At 57.5% G+C, this 24,214-nt stretch carries 25 protein-coding genes, 1 tRNA gene and 1 pseudogene; 17 read left to right on the top strand and 10 right to left on the bottom strand.

Translation table 11 applies throughout. From position 1 onward, the window contains the following. From glgA to glgB, 4 genes are all read right to left on the bottom strand, one after another. A partial coding sequence (gene glgA / locus QZ329_RS10545; RefSeq protein ID WP_295752254.1) for a glycogen synthase GlgA occupies positions 1-1,852 on the bottom strand: 1,852 nt, incomplete at its 3' end. 146 nt (positions 1,853-1,998) lie between these two features. Continuing rightward, positions 1,999-3,111 (bottom strand): glucose-1-phosphate adenylyltransferase subunit GlgD, encoded by a 1,113-nt coding sequence (gene glgD / locus QZ329_RS10540; RefSeq protein WP_295752251.1) that lies wholly within the window; start codon positions 3,109-3,111, stop codon positions 1,999-2,001. Further along, positions 3,108-4,313, bottom strand: coding sequence for a glucose-1-phosphate adenylyltransferase (locus QZ329_RS10535; RefSeq protein ID WP_295752248.1), 1,206 nt, complete (start codon positions 4,311-4,313; stop codon positions 3,108-3,110). Before QZ329_RS10535 ends, glgD begins: the two co-directional genes overlap by 4 nt. A 23-nt stretch (positions 4,314-4,336) precedes the next feature. Beyond that, positions 4,337-6,403 (bottom strand): 1,4-alpha-glucan branching protein GlgB, encoded by a 2,067-nt coding sequence (gene glgB, locus QZ329_RS10530; RefSeq protein WP_295752245.1) that lies wholly within the window; start codon positions 6,401-6,403, stop codon positions 4,337-4,339. A gap of 560 nt (positions 6,404-6,963) precedes the next feature. On the opposite strand from glgB, the gene QZ329_RS10525 reads away from it, so the two are divergent. The 5 genes from QZ329_RS10525 (at position 6,964) to QZ329_RS10505 (ending at position 11,223) form a co-directional block, all read left to right on the top strand. Then, positions 6,964-7,776 (top strand): sulfite exporter TauE/SafE family protein, encoded by an 813-nt coding sequence (locus tag QZ329_RS10525; RefSeq protein WP_295752243.1) that lies wholly within the window; start codon positions 6,964-6,966, stop codon positions 7,774-7,776. A 74-nt stretch (positions 7,777-7,850) separates the two neighbouring features. After that, a complete protein-coding gene (locus tag QZ329_RS10520; RefSeq protein WP_295752239.1) occupies positions 7,851-8,558 on the top strand; it encodes an amino acid racemase in 708 nt (235 codons plus the stop codon). 220 nt (positions 8,559-8,778) lie between these two features. Beyond that, positions 8,779-9,990 (top strand): dicarboxylate/amino acid:cation symporter, encoded by a 1,212-nt coding sequence (locus tag QZ329_RS10515; RefSeq protein ID WP_295752236.1) that lies wholly within the window; start codon positions 8,779-8,781, stop codon positions 9,988-9,990. Between the two features lie 255 nt (positions 9,991-10,245). Beyond that, positions 10,246-10,422 carry a replication initiator protein A gene (locus QZ329_RS10510; protein WP_295752233.1) on the top strand — a complete coding sequence of 59 codons (177 nt, stop codon included), beginning with the start codon at positions 10,246-10,248 and terminating at the stop codon, positions 10,420-10,422. Positions 10,423-10,503: 81 nt separating this feature from the next. Further along, entirely contained in the window at positions 10,504-11,223 is a 720-nt protein-coding gene (locus QZ329_RS10505; RefSeq protein WP_295752231.1) for a DUF6017 domain-containing protein, read from the top strand. Between the two features lie 218 nt (positions 11,224-11,441). On the opposite strand, the gene QZ329_RS10500 is transcribed toward QZ329_RS10505, so the two are convergent. Both QZ329_RS10500 and QZ329_RS10495 read right to left on the bottom strand, forming a co-directional pair. After that, positions 11,442-11,891, bottom strand: a complete 450-nt coding sequence (locus QZ329_RS10500) for a hypothetical protein (RefSeq protein ID WP_295741781.1) — start codon at positions 11,889-11,891, stop codon at positions 11,442-11,444. Further along, positions 11,891-12,208 carry a helix-turn-helix transcriptional regulator gene (locus QZ329_RS10495; RefSeq protein ID WP_295741784.1) on the bottom strand — a complete coding sequence of 106 codons (318 nt, stop codon included), beginning with the start codon at positions 12,206-12,208 and terminating at the stop codon, positions 11,891-11,893. Before QZ329_RS10495 ends, QZ329_RS10500 begins: the two co-directional genes overlap by 1 nt. A 355-nt stretch (positions 12,209-12,563) precedes the next feature. Here QZ329_RS10495 and QZ329_RS10490 point away from each other — a divergent pair, with 355 nt between their 5' ends. The 6 genes and pseudogenes from QZ329_RS10490 (at position 12,564) to QZ329_RS10465 (ending at position 15,669) form a co-directional block, all read left to right on the top strand. After that, on the top strand, positions 12,564-13,157 hold the full coding sequence (locus QZ329_RS10490; RefSeq protein WP_295752229.1) for a hypothetical protein: 594 nt from the start codon (positions 12,564-12,566) through the stop codon (positions 13,155-13,157). A gap of 17 nt (positions 13,158-13,174) precedes the next feature. After that, the gene (locus QZ329_RS10485; RefSeq protein WP_295752226.1) at positions 13,175-13,771 is read left to right on the top strand and encodes a hypothetical protein; all 597 of its coding nucleotides are present in this window, start codon (positions 13,175-13,177) and stop codon (positions 13,769-13,771) included. Between the two features lie 356 nt (positions 13,772-14,127). Further along, positions 14,128-14,354, top strand: a pseudogene (locus tag QZ329_RS10480) (helix-turn-helix domain-containing protein). A gap of 505 nt (positions 14,355-14,859) precedes the next feature. Next, positions 14,860-15,018, top strand: a complete 159-nt coding sequence (locus QZ329_RS10475; RefSeq protein ID WP_295752223.1) for a hypothetical protein — start codon at positions 14,860-14,862, stop codon at positions 15,016-15,018. Between the two features lie 87 nt (positions 15,019-15,105). After that, positions 15,106-15,393, top strand: a complete 288-nt coding sequence (locus tag QZ329_RS10470) for a recombinase family protein (RefSeq protein ID WP_295752220.1) — start codon at positions 15,106-15,108, stop codon at positions 15,391-15,393. Between the two features lie 123 nt (positions 15,394-15,516). Beyond that, a complete protein-coding gene (locus QZ329_RS10465) occupies positions 15,517-15,669 on the top strand; it encodes a hypothetical protein (protein WP_295752217.1) in 153 nt (50 codons plus the stop codon). A gap of 8 nt (positions 15,670-15,677) precedes the next feature. Here QZ329_RS10465 and QZ329_RS10460 read toward each other — a convergent pair whose 3' ends face one another. Then, positions 15,678-16,040 (bottom strand): GNAT family N-acetyltransferase, encoded by a 363-nt coding sequence (locus QZ329_RS10460; protein ID WP_295752213.1) that lies wholly within the window; start codon positions 16,038-16,040, stop codon positions 15,678-15,680. 527 nt (positions 16,041-16,567) lie between these two features. On the opposite strand from QZ329_RS10460, the gene QZ329_RS10455 reads away from it, so the two are divergent. Next, positions 16,568-16,963, top strand: coding sequence for a DUF4368 domain-containing protein (locus QZ329_RS10455; protein WP_295752210.1), 396 nt, complete (start codon positions 16,568-16,570; stop codon positions 16,961-16,963). A gap of 66 nt (positions 16,964-17,029) precedes the next feature. Here QZ329_RS10455 and QZ329_RS10450 read toward each other — a convergent pair. Further along, positions 17,030-17,104, bottom strand: a tRNA-Pro gene (locus tag QZ329_RS10450). Positions 17,105-17,396: 292 nt separating this feature from the next. Here QZ329_RS10450 and QZ329_RS10445 point away from each other — a divergent pair. The 4 genes from QZ329_RS10445 to metA all read left to right on the top strand — a co-directional run bounded on the left by QZ329_RS10445 (position 17,397) and on the right by metA (position 21,602). Further along, positions 17,397-18,260 carry an EamA family transporter gene (locus QZ329_RS10445; protein ID WP_295752207.1) on the top strand — a complete coding sequence of 288 codons (864 nt, stop codon included), beginning with the start codon at positions 17,397-17,399 and terminating at the stop codon, positions 18,258-18,260. 112 nt (positions 18,261-18,372) lie between these two features. Continuing rightward, the gene (locus QZ329_RS10440; RefSeq protein ID WP_295752205.1) at positions 18,373-18,885 is read left to right on the top strand and encodes a ferritin; all 513 of its coding nucleotides are present in this window, start codon (positions 18,373-18,375) and stop codon (positions 18,883-18,885) included. Positions 18,886-19,375: 490 nt separating this feature from the next. Next, positions 19,376-20,662: an O-acetylhomoserine aminocarboxypropyltransferase/cysteine synthase family protein gene (locus QZ329_RS10435; RefSeq protein ID WP_295752202.1), complete on the top strand. Its 1,287-nt coding sequence runs from the start codon at positions 19,376-19,378 to the stop codon at positions 20,660-20,662. Between the two features lies 1 nt (position 20,663). Next, the gene (metA, locus tag QZ329_RS10430) at positions 20,664-21,602 is read left to right on the top strand and encodes a homoserine O-succinyltransferase (protein WP_295752199.1); all 939 of its coding nucleotides are present in this window, start codon (positions 20,664-20,666) and stop codon (positions 21,600-21,602) included. A 48-nt stretch (positions 21,603-21,650) separates the two neighbouring features. Here the strand turns inward: metA and QZ329_RS10425 are convergent, their stop codons facing one another. Together QZ329_RS10425 and QZ329_RS10420 are read right to left on the bottom strand one after the other, a co-directional pair. Beyond that, positions 21,651-22,733 (bottom strand): glycosyltransferase family 2 protein, encoded by a 1,083-nt coding sequence (locus QZ329_RS10425; protein ID WP_295752196.1) that lies wholly within the window; start codon positions 22,731-22,733, stop codon positions 21,651-21,653. Between the two features lie 102 nt (positions 22,734-22,835). Continuing rightward, a complete protein-coding gene (locus tag QZ329_RS10420) occupies positions 22,836-23,399 on the bottom strand; it encodes a collagen-like triple helix repeat-containing protein (RefSeq protein WP_295752193.1) in 564 nt (187 codons plus the stop codon). A gap of 180 nt (positions 23,400-23,579) precedes the next feature. Between QZ329_RS10420 and QZ329_RS10415 the strand changes: the two genes are divergently transcribed. Beyond that, a partial coding sequence (locus QZ329_RS10415; protein ID WP_295752190.1) for a DUF6017 domain-containing protein occupies positions 23,580-24,214 on the top strand: 635 nt, incomplete at its 3' end.

Below are 24,214 nucleotides of genomic sequence, written 5' to 3'. Positions count from 1 at the left end.
TGGCAGTCTTTGCGGCGGATTTGGCCGCAGTTTTCTGCGTCTTCTTGGCAGATTCTTCTTTTGCAGGGGCGGGTTCTTCGACCGGGGCGGGCGTCTCGGCGGGGACGGCTTCCTCCACGGGGGCGGGCGTCTCGGCGGGGGCGGGTTCCTCAGCCGGAGCGGGCGTCTCGGCGGGGGCGGGTTCCTCAGCCGGAGCGGGCGTCTCGGCGGGGACGGCTTCCTCAGCCGGAGCGGACGTCTCGGCGGGGACGGCTTCCTCAGCCGGGGCGGGCGTTTCGATCTGGGTGGTTTCCTCGACCGAAGCAGGCTCCTCCGCAGAAACGGGCTCCGCTGCTGGAGCGGTCTCCTTGACAGCGGGAGCGGCTTCCGCAACAGGGGATTCCGCCGCCCGGAGGGTGTCGGTGGGAATGGGCCAGGTCTGGCCGGTAATCGTGGCGTAAATGCGCAGATACTCTCTGGCGCTGCGGGCCCAGCTGAAGTCGCCGGCCATGGCCCGCTGGCGCAGGCGGGTGAAGACATCGGGATAGTCCTTGTAAAGATACACGGCCTCCCGAATCACGTGGAGCATGTCGCCGCTGGAGTAGTTGGTGAAGCTGAAGCCATTTCCGGCGTCCCTCCAGGACTCGCAGGGCTGGACGGTATCCTTCAGGCCGCCGGTTTCCCGGACGATGGGCACCGTGCCGTAACGCATGGCGATCATCTGGCTCAGGCCGCAGGGCTCGCTCTTGGAGGGCATCAGGAACAGGTCCGCGCCGGCGTAAATGGCCATGGACAGGTCCTCGTTATAATCCATGCGGACAGACATACGGCCGGGATACTGCTGAGCGGCCCAGTGGAAGAACTCCTCATACCGCTGGTCGCCCGTACCAAGAACCACCAGCTGTATCGGAAGCTCCATCATATCATGAAGCACTTCGCAAATCAAGTCCAAACCCTTGTGGGAGACCAAACGGCTCACCATGGCCATGATGGGGGAGTGGGCCTCCTCCCGCAGGCCCACCATCCGCTGGAGCTCAGCCTTGCAGACATCCTTGCCGCTCATGTCCTCGGGAGAGAAGTTTTTCAAAATCCGGCTGTCGGTTCTGGGGTCGTACAGCTTCATGTCGATGCCGTTCAGCACGCCGGAGAGCTTGTTGGAGCACTGGCGCATGATGCCCTCCATCCGGTGGGCGAAGTAGGGCATTTTCAGCTCGTTGGCATAGGTGGGGGAAACGGCGTTGACAGCGTCCGCGCAGAGAATGGCGCCCTTGAGGAGGTTGGCGTCGCCGTCCATCAGCAGCGTGCCGTCCTTGGCCCAGCCGGCGTCCAGACCGAAGAGGTCGCCCAGAACATAGGGATTGTAGCGGCCTTGATACTCAATGTTATGGATGGTGACCACTGTCTTGATGGAGCGGTAGCGGTCCTCCCGGACGCCGTCGTCCTTCAGGTAGATGGGAACCAGAGCGGACTGCCAGTCGTTGCAGTGGACCACCTCGGGCCAGAACTTGAAGTGATCCAGCATCCGCACCACGGCCCGGGAGAAGAAGGCGAAGCGCTCGCCGTCGTCCGTCTGACCGTAGAGAGTGCCGCGGTTGAAGTATTGCTCGTTGTCCAGGAAGTACCAGGTCACGCCGTCTTTTTCCAGGGAGAAGAGGCCGCAGTAGCTGTGCCGCCAAGCCAGATCCACGTAGTCGTAACACTCAAATTTCAGCTGGCTTCCAAAACGGTCCCGCACCCGCTCGTAGAGAGGAAGAACCACGGCCACCTCGGCGCCCTGCTCCGCCAGGGCGGGGGGCAGGGAACCTGCCACATCGGCGAGGCCTCCGGTTTTGCAGAAGGGGACCGCTTCGCTGGTCACATACAAAATTTTCATACACAACTCCTTTTCATTCCATCCCGTCCCGGCCCGCCGGTCCGGAAGGGAAAATCCGGAAATTCCGCCGTCCGAAGGATGCGCGGAACGCTTCCATATAATCAGGGTGAAAGGGGGACACTGTCCCCCTCCCACACGTGATTGCCTTAAATCTTGCTGCCCTTAGCCAGAACAATGGGATAGGTGGCGTGGCCCATCAGGGTCCGCCCTTGCAGGATTTCCACGTCCTTGTCGGCGATGATATAGCTCAGCTGCGCGTCCCGGCGGACAACGGAATCCTTGAAGATCACACAGTTGCGCACCACCGCGCCGGCCTCCACCGTGACGCCGGGGAACAGAATGGAGTTCTCCACCACGCCCTCAATGGAGCAGCCGTCGCCAAAGAGCGAGTTGACGCATTTGCCGCCTGTGCCCACATAGGTGGAGCTGAGGTCCGCGTTTTTGGCACGGACGGGGCGCTGGGCGCAGAAGAGGTCCGCCCGAATGGCGGGGTCCAGCAGCTGCATGCTGCGGTCATAATACTCCTGGACGGAACGAATCTGGGCGGCGTAGCCTTTCCAGATGTAGCTTTGAAGCTTCAGCTCGCTCTTCCTGGCCTGAAGCACGTCGCCCCGCCAGCTGAGCTGGTCCTTGGAGGCGCAGTCGTCCACCAGTTCCAGAAGCAGCTTTTTGGAGACGATATAGGTACCCAGTCCCCGGAGTCCCCGGGGAGTGTGGGGGCTGATGAAAACCTCGCTGATCCGGCCGCCCTCTCCCACCTGGAAGTAGGTGCCGTCCTCTGTCATGAAGCTGTCGTTGGCGCAGACCACGGTGATGTCCGCGCCGGACTTCAGGTGGTTCTCATATACGTCGCTCAAAGGAAGATTGGCCACCAGATCGCCGTCCATCATGACCACATGGTCCTGACGGATATCCTCCAGATAAGTCCGCACGGCGGCCAGAGCCTCAATGTGGCCCCGGTAAGGCATGGCGCCCCACTCGCCCTTATAGTTGAAGGGAGGCAGCAGCCGGAGGCCGCCCCGCTTGCGGCTCAGGTCCCAGTCCTTGCCGGTGCCCAGATGGTCCAGCAGGCTTTGGAAGTGTCCGTGAAGAATGATTCCCACATCGTTGGCCCCGGCGTTGACCAGGTTGCTGAGGGCGAAATCCACCGCCCGGAACCGGCCGCCGAAGGGAATGGAAGCGGAGGAGCGGATGGAGCCCAGCTCCTGAAGATTGCCGCGCCGCTCATAGGCGAAAATAATTCCTTGCAGTCCGTTCATTTGGACACCTCCTCACCGTTCCTGTTGAGCATGATGCCGGCCTTCGCGTCCCTGCCCTCAGGCAGTTCGCAGCCCGGGGCCAGCACCGTCAGGCCCCAGCCCTCCGGCGTGTTTTCCGGCGTGCCGCCCACGTGGCAGCCGCCGCCGATCTTACAGCCCTCGCCCAAGATGGCGTATTCCACCACCGCGCCGGGGGCGATCTGAACGCCTGGGAACAGGACGGAATAGCGGACCGCCGCGCCCTCGCCCACCGTGACGTTGGGGGAGAGGACGGAGTTTTCCACCACGCCCTGCAGGATGCTGCCCCGGTTCACGGCGCTGTGGGTGACCGTGGAGTTTCCGCCCAGGAAGGCGGGAGGGGCGCTGATGGAGCGGGCGTAAATGGGCCAGGAACGGTCCCGCAGGTCCAGGCCAGACTCGGGGGCCAGCATATCCATGTTGGCGTCCCACAGGGATTCCAGGGTGCCCACGTCCTTCCAATAGCCAGCGAAGCGGTAGGCGGCTATGCTCTCGCCTGCGGCCAGCATGGTGGGGATGATGTTCTTGCCGAAGTCGTTTTCCGAGCTCTCGGTGTTCTCGTCGTCGATGAGGTACTGCCGCAGGGCCTTCCAGGAGAAGACGTAGATGCCCATGGAGGCCAGGTTGCTCTTGGGCTCCTTGGGTTTCTCGGCGAACTCGGTAATCATGTCGTTGGCGTCCACGCTCATGATGCCGAAGCGGGGCGCCTCGGACCAGGGCACCTCCATGACGGAGATGGTGCAGGCGGCGCCGGCGGCCTTGTGCCGGGCCAGCATATCCGAGTAGTCCATTTTATAGATATGATCGCCGGAGAGGATCACCACGTATTCGGGATCATACATGTCGATAAAGCCGATGTTCTGATAGATGGCGTTGGCGGTGCCCTTGTACCAGGTGCCGCCCTTGCTGCCCTGATAGGGAGGAAGGATGTGCACGCCGCCGGAGGACCCGTCCAGGTCCCAGGGCTGGCCGCTGCCGATATAGCTGTTCAGCTCCAGAGGGCGGTATTGGGTCAGCACGCCCACGGTGTCAATGCCGGAGTTGGTGCAGTTGGAAAGGGGAAAGTCAATGATGCGGTACTTGCCGCCGAAGGGGACGGCGGGCTTTGCCATGTCTCCGGTGAGGACATAGAGACGGCTGCCCTGTCCTCCGGCCAGCAGCATGGCAATACATTCTTTTTTCATGTCTCTTTCAGCTCCTTTGCCTGTTATTTTGCTTTGGGCTTTTTCGTGGTTTTCTTGTCTTTCTTTTGGGCCTTTTCCTCTTTGGAGGAGGTCTTGACCGCTTTGACCAGGGTTTTGGCGGAGGCTTTGGCCGTCTTCCCCACGGCCTTGGCGGTTTTCTCAACCGCCTTGATGGCCTGGGGAGTTTTGGACGTTTTGGCAGCCTTGGGCTTAGGGAACGTGCCTTCGCCCCGGAGGAACACCGCGCCGAAGGCGGGGATGCGGATGGCTGCGGAGTACTCCTTGCCGTGGGATTCGATGGCTTCCACCGGCACGGGAGCGGTATCGCCAAAACCGTCGCCGCCGTATTCAACGGCGTCGGTGTTGAAGACGGGGACATACTGCTTGTGGTCAGGGACACCCATGCGATACCCCTCGTAAGTATTGGGGGAGAAGTTCACCGCGCAGAGGAGGTCCCGGCCCTTCTTGTCCTTGCGGAGGAAGACGACGACGTTATTGTGGTTGTCGTCCACCACCAGCCACTCGAAGCCCTCCCAGCTGAAGTCGATCTCCCATAGGGCGGGTTCCTTTTTGTAGAAGGCGTTGGCCTCTTTGAAGAAGCGGTGAATCTTCTGATTCTCCTCGTTCTCCAGGAGATACCAGTCCAAGGATTCCTCGTCGTTCCACTCGTGCCACTGGCCCAGTTCCGCGCCCATGAAGAGGAGCTTTTTGCCGGGATGGGCCAGCAGATAGGCGTAGAAGCCCCGGGTGCAGCGCAGTTGGTTGGTGTAATCTCCGGGCATCTTGCCCACGACGGACCCCTTCATGTGGACCACCTCGTCGTGGGAGATGGGCAGCACAAAGTTTTCGGAGAAGGCGTACATCATGGAGAAGGTGATGTCCTTATGGTGATCCTGGCGGAACCAGGGGTCCAGCTTCAGATAGTGGCACATGTCGTTCATCCAGCCCATGTTCCACTTGAGGTTGAAGCCCAGGCCCCCCACGTCGGCAGGGCGGCTGACCATGGGCCAGGCGGTGGATTCCTCGGCGATCATCATCGCGCCGGGCTTGGTCTTGAAGGCCATGGCATTGAGCTCCCGAAGGAAGTCGATGGCTTCCAGATTCTCGTGTCCGCCGTATTTGTTGGGGGTCCAGGCGCCGCCCTGGCGGCTGTAATCCAGGTACAGCATAGACGCCACAGCGTCCACCCGCAGTCCGTCAATGTGGCATTCCTCCAGCCAGAAGCGGGCGGAGGAGAAAAGGAAGCTCTTCACTTCCGGCCGGCCGTAGTCAAAGACCCGGGTGCCCCAGGAGGCATGCTCCCACTTGTTGGGGTCGCTGTACTCGTAGCAGCAGCCGCCGTCGAACTCGTAGAGGCCGTGGGCGTCCTTGCAGAAGTGGGCGGGGACCCAGTCCAGAATGACGGCGATGCCGTTTTTGTGCATGTGGTTCACGAACCAGAGGAAATCCTTGGGCGTGCCGTAGCGGGAGGTGGGGGCGAAGTAGCCGGTGCACTGATAACCCCAGGACCCGTCGAAGGGATGCTCCAGCACGGGAAGAAGCTCGATGGCGGTGTAGCCCATCTCCTTGACGTAGGCGGCCAGCTCCTTCGCCATGTCCTTGTAGTCATAGAAATCGCCGTTGGGGCGCTTTTTCCAAGAGCCCAGGTGAACCTCGTAGATGTTCAGGGGAGAGTCGTAGACCTGGTGCTTGGCCTGCTTGGACAAAAACGCGTCGTCCGTCCACGGGAAGCCCGTTATGTCATAGAGCTTGCCGGCGGTGGCGGGGCGGGTTTCGCAGTGGAAGGCGTAGGGGTCCGTTTTCAGCCGGACCTCTCCGTCGGGGCCGGTAATGGCGTATTTATAGGAGGTATACTCCTTCAGCCCGGGGATGAACCCCTCCCAGACGTCGCCGGTGCGGGTGAGACGGTGGACGCCGTTGGTCCATTCGTTGAAGTCGCCCACCACGCAGACGTTCTGCGCGTGGGGCGCCCAGACCCGGAAGCACCAGCCCTCCTCGCTTTTGCGCTTTTCCGGGTGTGCGCCGAACCAGCGCCAGCCGTCGGTCAGGGTGCCGGCGTGAAAGAGTTCGGCCTGATTGATGTTTGCCATAGTCAACCTCCGTGTATAGCTGCGGCAGCTCTGCAAAAAGCCGCAGCTGCCGCTTATAGGCGAGCGGCCCGCCAATTTCCCAGACGTCCTTCCAGGACGTCCCATCCGCCGGCCCAAAGCGGCGGACTGGCTTGTGTAAAAAGCGTCAGGTTATTCTGGACTATTATACTTCTTTTGGAAAATAGCGTCAAGGACGGTCCTGTCGAAAATGACCGCCGTCTTTTAGCATGTTCCCCCAAATCTGTTACAAAATTCACAATATTTTTTGGTTATCTTCGGCAAATTGCGCAAAAGTTGGGGAAAAATCCGGGGATGTATGCTAATAAAAAATCGGCTGGCCGTTGCTTTTGCCGCCAGAGACTGGTAGAATAAGGGCCGTCACAAGAGAACGAGAAGAGAAGAACGGGTGCGGCGGCTGTTTCCGAGGGAACGGACCGGCGTGCCGGCGGCCCTTTTTCTGTAGGCGCCCTGCCGGTTCCTGTACCAAGAAGCCGCGCCTGGGAACTCCGCATTCTCTTCCGGACGCGGCAGTTTCGATTTTCATTTCAGGAGGTTTTTCCATGTTCCAGACCCTGACGGCCCTGCGGATTGACGGCTTCCCCCTCTGGGTGCTGTTGCTGATCTGCCTGGGGGTGTTCCTGGCATCCTTTATGGACGCCATCGCCGGCGGCGGCGGCATCATCTCCGTCCCTACGCACCTCATCGCCTTTGGCAGCCTTCCCGCCCCCTATGCTCTGGGGACCAACAAAGTTTCCGCCGCCATCGGCACCTGCTTCTCCACCGCCCGGTTCATTAAAAACGGCTATGTGGACTGGCGGCTTTTCGGGCCCTCCATCCTCTTTTCCCTGACGGGCTCCGTGGCGGGTACCTGGCTTCAGCACCGGACGCCGGACGCCGTTTTGAAGTACATGCTGCTGCTGGTACTTCCGGTGGTGGCCTTTGTGACCTTGCGGAACCACGAATGGCCCGACGAGCCGGGGGAGATGGACCGCCGGAAGCAGATGGCGTTGGTCTGGGCGGCGGCTTTCCTCATCGGGGGCTACGACGGTTATTACGGTCCCGGCACGGGGACCTTCCTGATGATTATTTTTATCCGCCTGGCGAAGCTGGACACCCGCCACGCGGCGGGAGGCGTGAAGGTCATCAACCTGGCCTCTAACATTGGAAGTCTTTTTACCCAGCTGGCCTCGGGTTATGTGTTTTTGGGCGTGGGGCTCATCGCCTCCGTGGCCTCCATCGCGGGGCATTACATCGGCTCCGGCCTGGCAATCAAGAACGGCAGCAAAATTGTCCGTCCGGCGGTCATTGTCGTGCTGATTCTGCTGACGGTAAAGGTGGGCAGTGAGCTTCTCTTCCCAGACTTCTGGGGTTAATTCTGAGCCATGAAGGATGCTTGGAATCAGGAGACGGCGCGGATAGGAAAAATTTCTCGAAGGGTGGATTGTTTGTGAAAAAGACCATCGGCATTCTGGGCGGCATGGGTCCCATGGCCACGGCGGACCTGTTTCAAAAAATCACGGCCCTGACCGACGCCGCCAGGGACAGCGACCATATCCGGGTTTACATCGACAGCAACGCCTCCATTCCGGACCGGACCGCCGCCATTCTGGAGGGCGGGGAGGACCCGGCGCCCGCCATGGCGGACGCCCTGAAGAACCTGGAGCTCTGCGGGGCGGACTGCGCCGTTATGCCCTGCAACACCGCGCACTATTTCCTCCCCCGGCTGGAGCCTCTGGCAAAGATTCCCTTCCTCAGCATGATTGAGGCCGCGGCAAAGGCCTGCCGCCTCCGCTATCCGGGGAAGATGGCGGCCATTCTGGCAACGGCGGGCACCCTGGCGGCGGGACTGTATCAGGACGCCCTGGCGGCGGAGGGCGTGCAGTTCCTGGTTCCGGAACCGGAGGAGCGGGAGGCGCTGATGGCGGTCATTTACCAGGGCGTCAAGGCCGGGGCCCCGCCGGAGCGTTACCGGGCGGCATTTTTGTCCGTGACGGAGGGAATGACCCGCCGGGGGGCGGAGTGTTTCCTTCTGGCCTGTACGGAGCTGCCTGTGGCCGTTCAGGAGCTGGGGCTGCGTTTGCCCTGCGTGGACCCCACGGAGGAGCTTGCCAAGGCCGCCATCCGTTTTTGCGGTTATCGCGTGCGGGGAGAATGAAGAACTAAAAAGCCGGATGTCTGATATATTCATCAGACATCCGGCTTTTGTTCATATTTTTTTCATATCTATTTCACAATCTTTGGATTTGCTCTTTACATTCCTGGTAAGGTTTGGTATAATATGGCCAATTTGAGGGGAATTCCTGGCGAAGGATTTGTAAAAAACACAGATGAGCCGCAGGGAGACTCCTTAAAACTTTTATGTATGAGGTGAGTGTATGAAGAAGAACAACCTGCCTGTGCGGATACTGATAGCGCTTGTTGCCGGTATTGTGGTGGGACTGGTCTGCTATTTTGCCGGCTTGGCAGACTTCACCACGACGTATTTGAAGCCCTTTGGCGACATCTTTGTGAACCTGCTGAAGTTTATCGTCGTCCCTGTGGTGCTGCTGAGCATGATTGACGGCATTCTCTCCATGGGCGATATGAAGCAGGTGGGCTCCGTGGGCGTGAAGACCGTTGCGTACTTCATGGTGACCACGGCCATCGCCTGCGTCATCGGTCTGGTCTTCGCCAACATCTTCATGGGCGCGGGCCTGTTCCCCGATCTCTCTGCGGAGTTGGGCGCGGCGGAGTACGAGCCCAAGGCCTTCAACGGCTTCATGTCCGTGCTGGTGGACATCTTCCCCAGCAACATGTGGGGCGCTTTCGTCAACGCCAATATGCTTCAGGTGATTGTGGTCTCCCTGTTCTTCGGCGGCTCCATCATGATGGCCGGTGAGAAGGGGAAACTCTGCCGGGACTTGGTCAGCTCCTTTTACGCCGTCATTGAGAAGCTGATGGAGTTCGTGATTTCCCTGTCCCCCATCGGCGTGTTTACTTACATGGCGTGGGTCACCGCCACCCAGGGCGCGGCCATTTTGGGCTCCTTGTTCCTGGTTATCCTCTGCGCTTACATCGGCTACATTGTCCACGCTGTGCTGGTCTATTCCCTGTCCGCTCAGATTTTTGTGGGAATGAATCCCTTCCGGTTCTTCAAGGGCGCTTTCGCGGCCATGATCTTCGCCTTTACCTCCACGTCCTCTGCGGCGACCCTGCCGGTTTCCAAGGAGTGCGCCCACGAGCTGGGGGCCAAGGACGACATCGCCGCCTTTGTCCTGCCCCTGGGCTCTACCATCAACATGGATGGCACGGCCATCTATCAGTGCGTGGCGACGGTGTTCATCGCCTCCTGCGCGGGCATCCACCTGTCCTTGAGCCAGATGGTCATTGTGGTGGTCACGGCTACCCTGGCCTCCATCGGCACCGCCGGCGTCTCCGGCGCGGGCATGATTATGCTGGCCATGGTGCTGGAGACCCTGGGCATCCCTGTGGCGTACATCGGCCTGATTGTGGCGGTGGACCGGCTCTTCGACATGGGCCGCACCTGCCTGAACGTCACCGGCGACATCGCCTGCTCCCTCTGCGTGAGCAAGTGGCAGTCGAAATAACACGTCCTGGAAAGTAAAAATCCAAAGAATGTTGGCGCGCTCCGGCGGTCCGGAATTTGACCGGGCTGGAGCGGCGGCATAAGCGGTGCAAATCGGGGGACCTGTTTGGGTGTGCCTGATAAAGAATGACGCACAGAACCCAAAAATATCAGGCAGTCACCGCAAAATGAAGCCAATGTGACACAAATTAACACCCGAGAGAAAGCACGATGGAAAGATCGTGCTTTTTCTTTTGCCCCAAAGGAGGCCCTGACCATGCCGGAAATTATTTTATCAGATTATTTCTATGGCGATGAATCGGAGGAATTTGTCTTTTTCAAAATCCCCCGTCAGTTAATTTCAAACCCCAAATTCAAGCACGTCTCCACGGACGCCAAGCTGCTGTACGGGATGCTGCTGGACCGCATGAGCCTGTCCGCCGGGAACAGTTGATACGATGATACCGGGCGGGTGTACATCTGCTACTCCGTGGATGAGATATGCGGAGATATGACCTGCGGGCGGGACAAGGCTGTGAAGCTGCTGGAAGAGCTGGACACGAAGAAGGGCGTCGGCCTGATCGAGCGGATTAAGCAGGGCCAGGGGAAACCCACGAAAATCTACGTCAAGCGGTTTACTACCCGGACAGTACCGGCTGATCTGGCCCCGCCTCTCCCAGAGCCTTTCGCGCCCATTTCAGAGGTCGCTTTTTCCAACGTGCAGAAGTCGGAAATTCCGACGTCAAGAGGTGGAAAAAATCGACTTCCAGAAGTCGAAAAAACTGACCCTAATCATACTAAGAGAAACCAGACGGAGTTTATTCAGACTGATTCATCCGTCTCCCCACGAAAGCCCCCGGCGGCGGAATTGGAGATAGATCGATACGAGCGAAGAAAAGAACTGAAAGCGAATATTGACTACGAGCGTTTGCGGAGGGAGTACCCCTACGATGACATAGACGACCTTCTGGAGCTAAAGCTGGACACGGTATGCAGCACCGCCCCCGCCATACGGATCGGCAGCAGCGACATTCCCACGGAGACGGTCAGAGACCGCTTCCTCCAGCTTGACAGCGAGCACATCCAGTATGTGATCGGCGCGCTGAAACAGACCACCACAAAAATCAATAATATTTGGGCCTATCTGTTGACGGCGCTCTACAACGCGCCGGTGACGATAGGCCCTTACTGTGCCGCCGATAGCGGCTTTTATGGCATAAGAAGTAGATCCGGAAATATCAAAAATTGCAGTTAACGTTGCAGTTCCTACTAATGATGATCCGTGAAACACGCTGCCAGTTTTGTTCGCTGAAACAGTATCATTTGCGCGGTGTATAGAATATTGCGTGATTGTCTCCACCATATAAAAGCCATCGCCTAAATCAACAACATTCTTTTCAGGTTCAGCGGCATACGCCAAAGTTGCTATTGTGGACAAAATTGCTATAGTCAGGCACAAAGCACAAATTTTTTTCATTTTTCTGTTCCTCCGTCAGAATGGGCGTCTACAGGGGTTCGTTCAAAGGCTGCCTCTGCTTCTTCCTCGGTTATTCGGGTTGCTGGTCCTATCACCACAACTGTATCCTCGTTAAAGTAAAGTGATTGATAGTACTTATAATACAAAAGAGATGATATAAGAACAAATACGACCAAAATTGCTACATATATGCTGCGGCGGGCCAAAAGACGTTTCTTGCGGATAGCTTTAAATTTTGACTCTCCCAAACTCGAAAGCAATTCTGTGGCACACGTAGCAGGTTCACCAAAGGTAGCTACATACTCGGTGTAATCCGCTTCCGGCTTTGCTTGCTGAAAGTCGTCCAGCATGTCTGTGAGTTGGTTAAGAAGATGATTTTTGTCAGCTCTGCCGCAGAAAAGGAAGCGTTTCACGCGCAATTTATATTGGTCAGCGGCTCTATTCATTATTTGCCCCCCCCTTCCGTCAATAATAATGTGACCCCCTCTATAAAGTCGTTATAACGCGCAATTAACTCCATCAAATAGCGCCGTCCCGCTTCGGTGATTTGATAATACTGCCGCCTCCGCCCGTCTGGAGCGGTTGACTTATGCAGGTCCTGAACATAGTTATTTTCCATAAGCCGGTAGAGAAGCATATATGGAGGCACGATGTTCAATCTGTTCCCAGAACCCTCATACAGATTTTGCGAAATCTGATGGGCATACATATCTTCCCTGTTCAGCATAGCAAGAACAAGCATTTCCGCAACGGCCCGTTTCAAATTCTCCTCGATTCCCTGTGGGGGACTATTTTTAGCCAGAAATAATCACATCCTCCCTAGAAAATTGAGAAAAGGCACAAAAGCACTTACAACGATTATTATATATCATTTTCCGTCTGCGTCAATATGCGTTTCCCACAAATCATTCCTCATTCATTTTTTAACGGCGTTTAATTTTATTGTTGACAAAATATTTTCGCAATGTTACGCTTATAGGAGATTCGAGGGAAGGGGGAGATGGGATTTAGAAAATATCCTGGCGCCAAATGTGGATATCACGTGGAAGGAGGTGGCTGATTGCAAACGCCCGGCACATGCCGGTAAAAGAATACAAACTGGAAAAGAGGCCATGTACGTGAACATTTCAAGCAATTTTATGCCCCATGTGTTCCCCCGCTGCGGAATGGAGAACCGGCGGACGGCCCAGGGAACCAGTCAAAAGTCCGCCTTTGACAAGTATCTGGATGTGGACCGCCAGCGGCAGTTGATGCGGGAGCTGCCGCCGGGCCGGATGCTGGATTCCGTCTACATGCAGTTCATGGATGACTATCGGGCCTGGAAAGCCCAGCAGCCCGAGGCGGCCCTCCCGGACTCCCAGGGCTGGACCGAGGAAAACCTGACGTTTCTGCGGGAGCGTTACTCCGGGGAACTGTCCGCTTTCGAGGTTTACGATGCTTTGGAGGCGATGCAAAGCCTGGGCATCCTCAGTGAGAAGGGACAACGCTGCGCCATCGGGACCTATGATGTTCAGATGAAGCTGAAGGGCGGAGCTTATCAGACAGATACAGACCCGGATTCCGACGCCGCGTGGCTCCACGGCTTTGACGAGGCTCCCATGGTAAAATTTCAAAAACTGGATGATATTTTTGCCTGGGCGAAGGATTTCCGGGAAGAAGATTACCCGGACTTCATCACCGGGGCCGAGGCTATGGCTCGGGGTTGGATTTAAGGAAAGGAGCGCATAACATGACCAGCGGGGTAAATTACATTGTCAATAACACAGGAATCCCTACCTCGGAGTGGGGGAAATACAAGCCTGCGGGAGTAAACCCGGACGGTCCGTCGGTGGACTTCTCGGACCTTCTGTCCGGCAAAAACCAGGAGGTCGCCGGCAAGCTCACCGACGGGGCGAAAAAGATCTTGCAGCGGCTGAAGGCCAACCCCAATTCCATCTCCAAGCGGGACTGGATGGACCTGACGCATGAGCTGAACGCCATGGGGGTTATCAGCGACACGGATTACCAGGGAACCGACATGATGTTCCACCTGGTGCCCCTGGGGGATATGGACAATCCCTATCCCACGTCCGCGGACATGCGGAATACGCTGGACCGGATCAACCAGTGGCCGGGAAACCCCTTGGACTACCTGGAGCAGTGGGCCTTTTCGCTGAAAAAGTGGGGCGCGGAGCTGTCCCGGGAGATGAATCCCGATGGTACGCCTAAGTACAAGGATGTCTCCCCGGTCTACAATCAGGCAGCCGCCTGCGGCCGGGTATCCAATCTGATGAAAGGCCTTTTGTCGGTGGACCTGTTCGCTGACAAGCAGGGAGGACGTTCATGAACGTTGGGACGCTTCTTAATTTTGCGGTGCCGGACTATGCCGCGCCCCTTCGGCGGGCCCGCCCGGCCCCCGGTTCCTCCGCCTTTGCGGAGAGTTTGACGGTGGAACAAGAAAAGTCCGTAGACCGTTTTATCCAAGGACCTGGCTTTTCTTTGCGGATGGGGAAAAATATCCTTTGCAGCGGCGGCGTGGGCGGCGCGAACGCATAGACCTATGAGGCGGAGTTTACCGCCGATTCCACGGACGAGGACCCTGTCGTCCGCATCCGGGGCAAGGCCAACAGCGGGGCGTTCGATTACGCCTGCCATATCCGCGACATTGACCCCTCCAACGCCTCCTATGCGGAGCTTGCGGCGCTGAACCGCTGGCTTTGCCGTACTGGAGCGTATCAGACGGAGTTTTCCAGTCAGGCCGGGGACGCCGAGGCCATGGAGCAGATTCTGCGGTACTGCGGAGGCTACATAAACAAGCTCTGTACCCGGAAGCTCGTAGACACAGGCGGCTATCCCCATGAGTACATGGACAGTACATAAAGCGCCGTCTGGAAATCAAGCTCATTCAAGCTATAGTCACCGCAAGCTGACGAGGCAGGCTGGTCGGAACGGCTTACCCTTTCCCCGTTCTGACCGCCCGATCTGCTGAACCTTGACAAAGAAAGCCCGCAAGATAACGGCGGCGCAGCATAGGGCAACGGATACGATCTGTTCGCGCCGAGCTGCACGGCGGACGCGCCATGACACTTTTCCCCTACGGGGAAAAGCCGAGCGACACCCATCATGCCGGAAAGTAAGGGCGGCACCTTGCGGGCAACGATACGCGGACAGGACATTGAGACTCCCTTACAGCCACAGTCCAAGCGTTGAAAGCGTCGCAGGCAATGGGCAGGGCCGCGTGAAAACCACGCGGGGGTGAGAGGCCCGTGGAGCTGTGCCGCCAGCCGTCCGATTCATGCCCATAAAAACCGTACACTGTTTGTACGGTAGTCCCTACCAACAATAAATCCCACCGTGGGACACAAATCTGTAAGCGTGGACCCCTCATAAATAAATCCCACGGTGAGACGCGAATCCAAAGAAAGGGTGTTCACATTGGCTGATAAGAATTTAAGCGGACAGACCGATGCTGAGAAGATCAAAATTGGCAGCACGACTTACATCGTAAATGGATATTTCGCCGCCGGCGGCATCGCTGTTTCTGAAAAAATTAAGCGTTTGCTTGACAAGGAAAGCAAGTGGAAAACCTGCTGACTTCCTGCAAAATCTGACGCTTTTCTTGACATTTGTTATAATATGAGTGTCACAAGGCAAGAAACGGTGACTGCCGGATTGGAGGCTATGATGAACAGGCAGTTCGAGCAAATCACAGCGATTTATACCCGCGTTGACAGCGGAAAATATGATGTGGAAGCGGCAATTTCCCAGCAGAAGGCCGCTCTGTCCGAGTATGCGCAGGAACACGGCTTGACAAATATCCGCATTTATTCTGACTGCGGATTCAGCGCCCATGATGAGACGCGCCCAGCTTTTGTGAAGCTGGAAACCAACATCTGCTTCGGCAAGGCGGCGGCCCTTGTCCTCTTTGACCTGACGCGCCTTTCCAGAGACTTATATTGTTACCAGTGAATGGGTCGAAGCATTTCTGCCCCGGCATCATGTCGGCCTGTACTCTATTAAGGAGCAGATTACGCCGGAACGTCCCATTTCTCTTGTGCTGCCCGTTGCGGCACTGTTTGGAGGTGGACGGTAATGGCGGTCCTGCAAAAGCTGGTTGAGAAGTGGGTTGCCCTCTACGTCCGCCTTTCCCGTGATGACGAGAATGAAGGGGACGGCAACAGCATTGCCCGCCAGGAGAACATTTGTCAAGGGGGATTTCACCCAAAAGATGAAATCCCCCGATAAACTGGAATTCATAAACCCCGTTGGGCAACAATTACGGTATAGTTTTCGGTATCATATGTAACTCCTGTTTCTCTAAAACCATTTTTGTGCCAAAAATGTTCTGCTTGAGGATTCCCTTTTACCCAACCAAGGCGGACATTCGCCATCCCAATACGGAACAGATAAGCACACAGGTCATTGATAATCTTGCTCCCTGTTCCAGTATTCTGTATGGACACATCCGTCATAAAAAATCCAATAAAGGCTGTTAATTCATCCGGGTAGGCCATGATGAAATCCATCACAGCAATCAGTTTTTCCCCATCATAAAATCCCAGATAATACTTATCGCACATTTCCTTGTTGGGTGGGAGCGCATTCATATCATTCATAATGCTCTGTTCTGATACAAACGGTGGACAGTATTGATAGTATAAACTGTTTTTATAGCATAATGTGTATACTTCCGCTGCATCATTGGCACACATCTTTCGAACAAGATATTGGTTTGAGAATAACGAAACATTCATTTTCCTTCTTTTTCTTTCCTTTTCCTTTCCAAACATTCAAATGCCGATTTGAAACATAAGATTTCATAGCCGCTCATTAGCGGTTGCAGTCTTTTAATAAAACCCTCCGAAAGCCTTGCAAATAAAGGATTTTTCGCATTGTCCCCGTTGTATCTCTTTATCTGATTTCACGCATTGTTGTCCTTGACTTGATCCCGCACAAGGGAAAAATCAAGGGAAGGAAAAACTGGTAACAAACTATAAAACAGCGTGGCAATCGGAGAACTGTGACGTATGTGCGAATATATTATAGCGGAGGATTTCAATATGGACAAGTACATTTTTGACGAGAATAACGGCCTGTGGTATGAACGGATTGTCGACTACTATTTTCCCTGTCTGAGGACAACGTGAGCCAGAAGATCAGCGACGCCCGGTTTGCGAAGATGTCCCAGCGGTACGAGCAGGAGCAGGGGGAGAACGCCAAGAGAATTAAGGCCCTGCGGCTGGAGCTGAAAAAGAGCGAGGGCCAGCGGATGGACGTTGACACGTTTCTTGAAACGGTCCGGCGGTACACCAACGCCACCGAGATTACCCAGCGCATGGTGGCGGAGCTGATCGACCACATCGACGTGTACCATGCGGAAAAGCAGGACGGCGTTACCACCCAGCACATCACCATCTATTATAACTGTATCGGCACTTTCTCTGTCCCGGACCGCCGGAAAATCCCGGCTGAGGAGATGACCATGGGGACGAGAAAGAGAGTAGCCGTCAGCTACTCCCGGTCGCGGATTGCCGTATAGGATTTTGAGCAAACATAATGCGGAGTGTCCCACAAGGATACTCAAATCCTATAAGGACACTCCGCATGGTCCGAGTGACTGGAGTCGAACCAGCCTGACCTTGGTCCCAAACCAAGTGCCTAACCGATAGGCTACACCCGGATATTGACATTCTGCACGATACCGGAACTGAAAAAAGGAAACCCATCCCGATGGGAACAGGGAGCGGCCAAAACGCCCCTTACAAAAATCCTGACAAAGGGTTCCTCTGATGGACACGTGCATTTTCAAATACCATTTTACTAATTTATTGAATAAAGTCAAGGCGAAAAATGAAATGTAAAAAAATTTTAATCTAATAGTACAAAAACCATCTCTCCCGTGCTATACTATTTTCTTGAAAAATAGAATGCGGCAGGCGAGGGCCGATCCGATTTCGATGGGGCGTGATTTTATGTGGATTTTCTTCGCATTCGGCTCCGCATTGTTTGCGGGACTTACTGCAATCCTGGCCAAATGCGGCGTCCAGCGGACGGATTCCACGATCGCAACGGCGATTCGCACGATGGTTGTGCTGGCGTTTTCCTGGCTGATGGTCTTTCTCACCGGGGCGCAGTCCGGCCTGGACGCCGTCGGGGGACGGACGCTCTGGTTCCTGACGCTGTCCGGGCTTGCCACGGGGGCGTCCTGGCTCTGCTACTTCAAGGCCCTGCAAATGGGGGACGTCAACAAGGTGACGCCCATCGACAAAAGCAGCACCATTCTGACCATTCTTCTGGCCTTCCTTCTTCTGCGGGAACCCATCAGTCTCTGGAAGGCCCTGGGCATTCTGGGCGTTGGGGCAGGCACCTGTCTGATGATTGAAAAAAAGCCCGGCGGGGAGAGCGAGCGGGGAGGCGGATGTTGGCTGCCCTACGCTCTGGGTTCCGCTCTGTTTGCCAGCCTCACCTCAATTCTGGGAAAGGCGGGCATCAGCGGCGTGGATTCCAACCTGGGCACGGCCATCCGCACCGGCGTTGTGCTGGTGATGGCCTGGGTGATGGTATTCGTCAGCGGAAAGGGCGCTCTCCTCAAAACTCTGGTCAAAGAGGAGCTGGGCTTTATCTGTCTGTCCGGCATCGCTACCGGGGCCTCCTGGCTGTGCTATTACCGGGCGCTTCAGGACGGTCCCGCCAGCGTGGTGGTTCCGATTGACAAGCTGAGCATCCTGGTCACCATGGCCTTCTCCAGCTTGGTGCTCCACGAAAAGCTGACCCGAAAGGCGGGAGCCGGGCTGGCGCTGATCACCGGCGGAACGCTGGTTATGCTGCTGGGCTGAGAAGCCGACGGCGCGTCTGAAAAATTTCAAATGTTTTGTCGCTTTAACAGTGGATTTTTTAAAAGACCTGGTGTACAATCACTTTGTCAAGAAAAGAAAGGAGCATATTGCTATGCTGAGTGAAAAAGTCGCCGCACTGCTGAACGAGCAGGTCAACAAGGAGTTTTACTCCGCGTATCTGTATCTGGATTTTTCCAATTACTTTGAGGCCCGGGGCCTGGACGGCTTCGCCAACTGGTACAAAATCCAGGCGCAGGAAGAGCGGGATCACGCCATGCTGTTCTATCAGTATCTCCACAACAACAACGCCAAGGTTACGCTGGACGCCATCGCCAAGCCGGACAAGGAGCTGGACAGCGACATGACCGTCCTGAAGGCCGGTTTGGAGCACGAGATTTACGTTACCAGCCTGATTAACAACATCTATGCCGCCGCCCATGAGGTGAAGGATTTCCGCACCATGCAGTTCCTGGATTGGTTTGTAAAGGAACAGGGCGAGGAGGAGACCAACGCCAACGACCTGATTTCCAAAATGGAGCTGTTCGGCTCCGATCCCAAGAGCCTGTACATGCTCAACAGTGAGCTGGCGGGCCGCGTTTACAACGCGCCCTCCCTGGTGCTCTGAGCCGCAGGGGGTTCACCCGTCCGTCCAGAAGGCCGCCCGGCAGGGCGGTCTTCTCTGCGCTTGCCGGAAAAGGGATACGGAACCGGACGGCGGGAGGGAAGCGCGCTGCGGGGAAACTCCGGAGAGGCTCCCGCCGTTTTCCCGGCGGCAAAAAATTTCGGTTGACAAATCCGCCGCCGCTTTTTATAATGTTTTTCAAAGCGATGACGGAGAGGGACGGGGATACGGACCTTCAGAGAGCCGGCGGGCGGTGCGAGCCGGCAGGAATGGTCCCCAGGTCCTATGGCTTCTGAGCCGGACGTTCGACAAGGTAGGGCGTCCCGTGCGCCGCGTTAAGGCAAAAGGGCTGTTTGGCTCTGTGAGGGGCGTCCGGCTGTGAGGCCGGCGCAATTTGAGTGGTACCGCGGAGGCTTTTCCGGCTTTCGTCTCAAAGGAAATTCCTTTGGGACGGAAGCCGTTTTTCGTCCCAAGACTGAAAGGAGCGCAATTTATGAACAACTACCGTCCTGAAACCGTCTGCGTCCAGGGGGGCTATACCCCCGGCAGCGGCGAACCCCGTCAGATTCCCATTGTCCAGTCCACCACCTTCAAATACGCGACTTCCGAGGATATGGGCAAGCTCTTTGATCTGGAGGCCAGCGGTTATTTTTACTCCCGCCTCCAGAACCCCACCTGTGATTACGTGGCGGCGAAAATCGCCGCGCTGGAAGGCGGCACCGCGGCAATGCTGACCTCCTCCGGTCAGGCGGCCAATTTCTTCGCCCTCTTCAACATCGCCTCCTGCGGGGACCACATTGTCTCCTCCTCCTCCATCTACGGCGGCACCTTCAACCTGATCTCCGTCACCATGGCCAAAATGGGCATCGAGGCCACCTTCGTCCCTCCGGATTGCACGGAGGAGGAGCTGAACGCCGCGTTCCGCCCCAACACCAAGGCGGTGTTTGGCGAGACCATCGCCAATCCCGCGCTGACGGTGCTGGACATCGAGAAGTTCGCCGCCGCCGCCCATGCCCACGGCGTGCCCCTGGTGGTGGACAACACCTTCGCCACCCCCGTGGGCTGCCGCCCCTTTGACTGGGGCGCGGATATTGTGACCCACTCCACCACCAAATATATGGACGGCCACGGCGTGGCCGTGGGCGGGGCGATTGTGGATTCCGGCAAATTTGACTGGATGGCCCACGCGGATAAGTTCCCCGGCCTCTGCACCCCGGACGAGAGCTATCACGGCATCACCTATGCCGAGAAATTCGGCCAGGCCGGGGCCTTCATCACCAAGTGCACCGCCCAGCTCATGCGGGACTTCGGCTGCACCCAGTCCCCCCAAAGCGCGTTTTACCTGAATCTGGGACTGGAGAGCCTCCATGTCCGGATGCAGCGGCACTGCGAAAACGGGCAGGCCGTGGCGGAGTTTCTGGCGGGGCACCCCAAGGTGGCCCATGTGAGCTACTGCGGCCTTCCGGGGGACCAATACCATGCCCTGGCGGAAAAGTACCTGCCCAAGGGCTCCTGCGGCGTGGTGTCCTTCGAGCTGAAGGGCGGGCGGGAGGCCGCCGGAGTCTTCATGAGCAAGCTGAAGCTGGCCGCCATTGAGACCCACGTGGCGGACGCCCGGACCTGCTGCCTGAACCCCGCCAGCTCCACCCACCGGCAGATGAACGACGAGCAACTTGCCGCCGCCGGCGTTCCCGCGGGCCTTGTGCGCATGTCCTGCGGCCTGGAGAGCAAGGAGGACCTGATTGAGGATATCCGGCAGGCTCTGGAGGCTGTGAACTGACATGCCCATCAAGATTCCAAACCAGCTCCCCGCCACCCGGACTTTACGGCAGGAGAATATCTTTGTCATGACGGAGAACAGAGCCGTCACCCAGGATATCCGCCCGCTGCAGATTCTGCTTTTGAACCTGATGCCCACCAAGGTAGACACGGAGACCCAGCTGGCCCGGGTTCTGGGCAACACGTCTTTGCAGATTGAGCTGGAGCTTATCGCCCCTGCCGGGCACATCTCCCGGAACACCTCTCAGCAGCATATGCTGGCTTTTTACAGGACCTTTGCCGAGGTGAAAAACCGGACCTTCGACGGTTTGATCATCACCGGCGCTCCGGTGGAGCACCTGCCCTTTGAGGAGGTGGATTACTGGCCGGAGCTCTGTGAGATCATGGAGTGGAGCAAGACCAACGTTCACTCCACCCTTCACATCTGCTGGGGCGCTCAGGCGGGGTTGTATTACCACTATGGCATTCCCAAGCACGCCCTGCCCCATAAGCTTTTCGGCGTGTTCCAGCACACGCTGGAAGGTTCCAATTATATCCTCTTCCGGGGATTTGACGACTCCTTCTGGGTTCCGCACTCCCGCAACACCACCGTCCGGCGGGAGGACATTGAGGCCGTGCCGGAGCTGAAAATCATGGCCGCCTCTCCGGAGGCGGGGATCTACGCCGCCAAGACGGCGCAGGGGCGGCAGGTGTTTCTCATGGGGCACGCGGAGTATGACCGGGATACGCTGAAAAAGGAGTATCTGCGGGATGTGGCCGCCGGGGTAGATATCCAGCTTCCCAAGCACTACTTCCCCCAGGACGACCCGAACCGGGAGCCGCTGGTCCGCTGGCGCTCCTGCGCGCACCTTCTGTACGGCAACTGGCTGAACTACTGCGTGTATCAGACTACGCCCTACGACATCGGCGGGATTCTCCACGGCGTCCGCACCGACGACTGAGAAACCGCGCAAGCGCCGCCTTTTGGAGAAAGGCGGCGCTTGGATTTTCTATGCGGGTTCCGCGTCCAGAGACTGGAACCAGGCCCGGTTGTGAAGGACTGCCGGAGCGTCCGGCTTGTAGGACGCCGCCAAATCGTTGAAGACGGCGGCCTGTTTCTGGTCGCCCAGGCGGCTGTAACAGACGCAGAGCTGGATACAGGGAAGGTAGCCGTAGCAGTCCGGCGAGACGAAGCCGCCCCGGCGGTCATCCCGGGGGCAGGTGAGGGCCAGAGCGTACCAATAGGCGGCCTGACCGTACCGCTCCCGCTGGAAGAACCACCGGCCCAGTTCGCAGCAGACCTCGGCCCGGGGCCGGTCGTAAGCGAAGGAGCGAAACAGGGCCGCCAGCGCCTCCTCGGGCCGGTCCAGCTGCTGGCAGCAATAGGCGCAGTGGCAGCAGGCGTCGATGTTGTTCTCCACCCAGCCCCGGCCATCCGCCAGGAACGCTTCAAAAACCGCCAGGGCCTCTTCGCAGCGGCCGTGATAATAGAGTTCCCGGCCATAGTAGAACTGCTGCCGGGGCTCCAGCTCTCTTCCGGCGTCCAGCTGGGCCTGGTAGATGCGCAGGTTCCGGTCCGGGTCGGAGGGCCGGGTCTTGCGGTGGGTGACAGCGAAGTCCCCGTAGAAAATCCGCCCCACCGGAGCCACGGCCTCATGGACGGCTCCCTCCCAGCGCATACCGGCGCGGTTTTTGATAAGCCGTTCCCGGTAGTAGGAGAAGGTGACCCGTCCGTCCTCGTCAAAGCCGGTGTGATAGGGGGCCATGACCACGGATACGGCGGGGTCCAGCGTCTCCTTTAACGCCAGAAAAGCGGCCCGGTCCTCCTCCAGGATGACGTCGTCCGCGTCCAGCCACAGGCAGTAGTCCATGGACGCGTGGGAAAAGGACTCGTTCCGGGCGGCGGCGAAATCATCCCGCCAGGGGAAATCGAACAGCAAATCGGTGAACTGGGCGGCAATCTCCCGGGTGCGGTCTGTGGAGCCGGTATCCACCACAATGATCTCGTCCGCCAGACCGGCGGCGCTCTCCAGGCACCGTTCCAGTACCTCCGCCTCGTTTTTTACAATCATGCACAGGCTGACGCTTACCATGGGGGCCTCCTTGCAGCAAATAGAAATGATTGTATAGAGCCCAAAAAGGGGAGGCGCTTGGAAGCGCCTCCCCCCTTTGGTCACGGTGTGCTCCGGCGATGTTCAACTCAGCCGGATGATGGTCAGGGAGGCTCCCGCGCCGTTGCCCACCAGAACGGCGGCCCCGGCAAGGGCGGCCGGATAGAGCTGCAGCGTGACGGTGGAACCGGCAGGCAGCGTGACCTTGATCTGGTTTTCGAAGTGGGACGTGGAGAGCACAGGGGCAATAGTAGAGGCGGTGTTGTTCACGCCGTTGATTACCAGACGGGTTCCCATCAGCAAAGACAGGGTGGTGTTCACATGATAGGAAATCTGGTAGGTGCCCGCCGTGGCCAAGGTGAATACCGTGTTCCCGGCGTTGGCGGAGATATCCGCAGAGAAGACCTGGGCGTTGGGCATGGGAATGGCGGTGCCGCCCAGAGCCACCAGGATGCTGCTGCCCTGGGTGTTGGCGGCGTATCCGGCAGTGGCCGTGGGATTGGGGCCGGGAGCTCCGGTGGGTCCCTGAGGGCCGGTGGCTCCAGTGGCCCCGGCAGCACCGGTTGCGCCGGTGGCTCCGGCAGCGCCGGCGGCTCCGTTTGGCCCGGTAGCGCCGTCAATATATGCACAACATAGGAAACCCCGCAATTATGCGGATTGTTCATATCTTAAAGACAATTAAACAGCCCTTATAATTACACCAAAAACGCCGTAGCAAGGTTGGACAAGCCTTGATATGGCGTTTTTAAGCGGTGGATTGTCTGCGCCGTAGGTTTTCAAAATCTGCGGCGTTTTTTCATGTCCAGACACCGAAAGGAGCGGAGAACCATGCCAGTATTCCGCGTGGAGAGGAACAAGGGGTACACGGTGATGTCCAACTACCACCTGCGGGACAAATCCCTGTCCCTGAAAGCCAAGGGCCTGCTGTCGCAGATTTTGTCACTCCCGGAAGATTGGGATTACACCCTGTCCGGCCTGTGCTACATCAACCGGGAGAGCAAGGACGCTATTCGTTCCGCTGTCAACGAATTGGAGCGGGCCGGGTACATCGAGCGCCACCAGACCACGGACGAAAGCGGCAAGTTCAGCAGCAACGAGTACATCATCCACGAACAGCCTGTTTCTTTGCCGCCGTCGTTGGATAAACCGTCGTCGGAAAACCCGACAACGGGAAAACCGACGTCGGAAAATCCAACGCAATTAAATAAAGATAGAGTAACTAAAGACCAAGCTATTACTGACCGATCAATTACCCATTCCATTCCCTCCCTTTCGCCCCCTCCCGCTGGGGCGGCTGTTGCGGCTTCGCCGCCGGAAAGGAAGGGAACGGAAGCGGCCACGCAGAGCGCCGTTGAGATTTACCGGGAGCTAATCAAGGAGAATATCGAATACGACCACCTCCTGCACTATTCCAAGATCGACCGGGAGGAATTGGACGGCATCGTGGAATTGCTGGTGGAAAC

Source organism: uncultured Oscillibacter sp. (assembly GCF_910579365.1).
GTDB lineage: Bacteria > Bacillota > Clostridia > Oscillospirales > Oscillospiraceae > Oscillibacter.
This window is presented reverse-complemented; position numbering and strand designations above follow the sequence as displayed.

Coding starts and splice junctions, on each gene's coding strand:
- QZ329_RS10485 (WP_295752226.1), top strand. CDS start 13,175: ATGACCAGCGGGGTAAATTACATTGTCAATAACACAGGAATCCCTACC.
- QZ329_RS10425 (WP_295752196.1), bottom strand. CDS start 22,733: ATGGTAAGCGTCAGCCTGTGCATGATTGTAAAAAACGAGGCGGAGGTA.
- QZ329_RS10440 (WP_295752205.1), top strand. CDS start 18,373: ATGCTGAGTGAAAAAGTCGCCGCACTGCTGAACGAGCAGGTCAACAAG.
- QZ329_RS10510 (WP_295752233.1), top strand. CDS start 10,246: ATGCCGGAAATTATTTTATCAGATTATTTCTATGGCGATGAATCGGAG.
- QZ329_RS10470 (WP_295752220.1), top strand. CDS start 15,106: ATGATGAACAGGCAGTTCGAGCAAATCACAGCGATTTATACCCGCGTT.
- QZ329_RS10435 (WP_295752202.1), top strand. CDS start 19,376: ATGAACAACTACCGTCCTGAAACCGTCTGCGTCCAGGGGGGCTATACC.
- QZ329_RS10445 (WP_295752207.1), top strand. CDS start 17,397: ATGTGGATTTTCTTCGCATTCGGCTCCGCATTGTTTGCGGGACTTACT.
- glgD (WP_295752251.1), bottom strand. CDS start 3,111: ATGAACGGACTGCAAGGAATTATTTTCGCCTATGAGCGGCGCGGCAAT.
- QZ329_RS10515 (WP_295752236.1), top strand. CDS start 8,779: ATGAAGAAGAACAACCTGCCTGTGCGGATACTGATAGCGCTTGTTGCC.
- QZ329_RS10460 (WP_295752213.1), bottom strand. CDS start 16,040: ATGAATGATATGAATGCGCTCCCACCCAACAAGGAAATGTGCGATAAG.
- QZ329_RS10535 (WP_295752248.1), bottom strand. CDS start 4,313: ATGAAAAAAGAATGTATTGCCATGCTGCTGGCCGGAGGACAGGGCAGC.
- QZ329_RS10465 (WP_295752217.1), top strand. CDS start 15,517: ATGGCGGTCCTGCAAAAGCTGGTTGAGAAGTGGGTTGCCCTCTACGTC.
- QZ329_RS10525 (WP_295752243.1), top strand. CDS start 6,964: ATGTTCCAGACCCTGACGGCCCTGCGGATTGACGGCTTCCCCCTCTGG.
- metA (WP_295752199.1), top strand. CDS start 20,664: ATGCCCATCAAGATTCCAAACCAGCTCCCCGCCACCCGGACTTTACGG.
- glgB (WP_295752245.1), bottom strand. CDS start 6,403: ATGGCAAACATCAATCAGGCCGAACTCTTTCACGCCGGCACCCTGACC.
- QZ329_RS10500 (WP_295741781.1), bottom strand. CDS start 11,891: ATGAATAGAGCCGCTGACCAATATAAATTGCGCGTGAAACGCTTCCTT.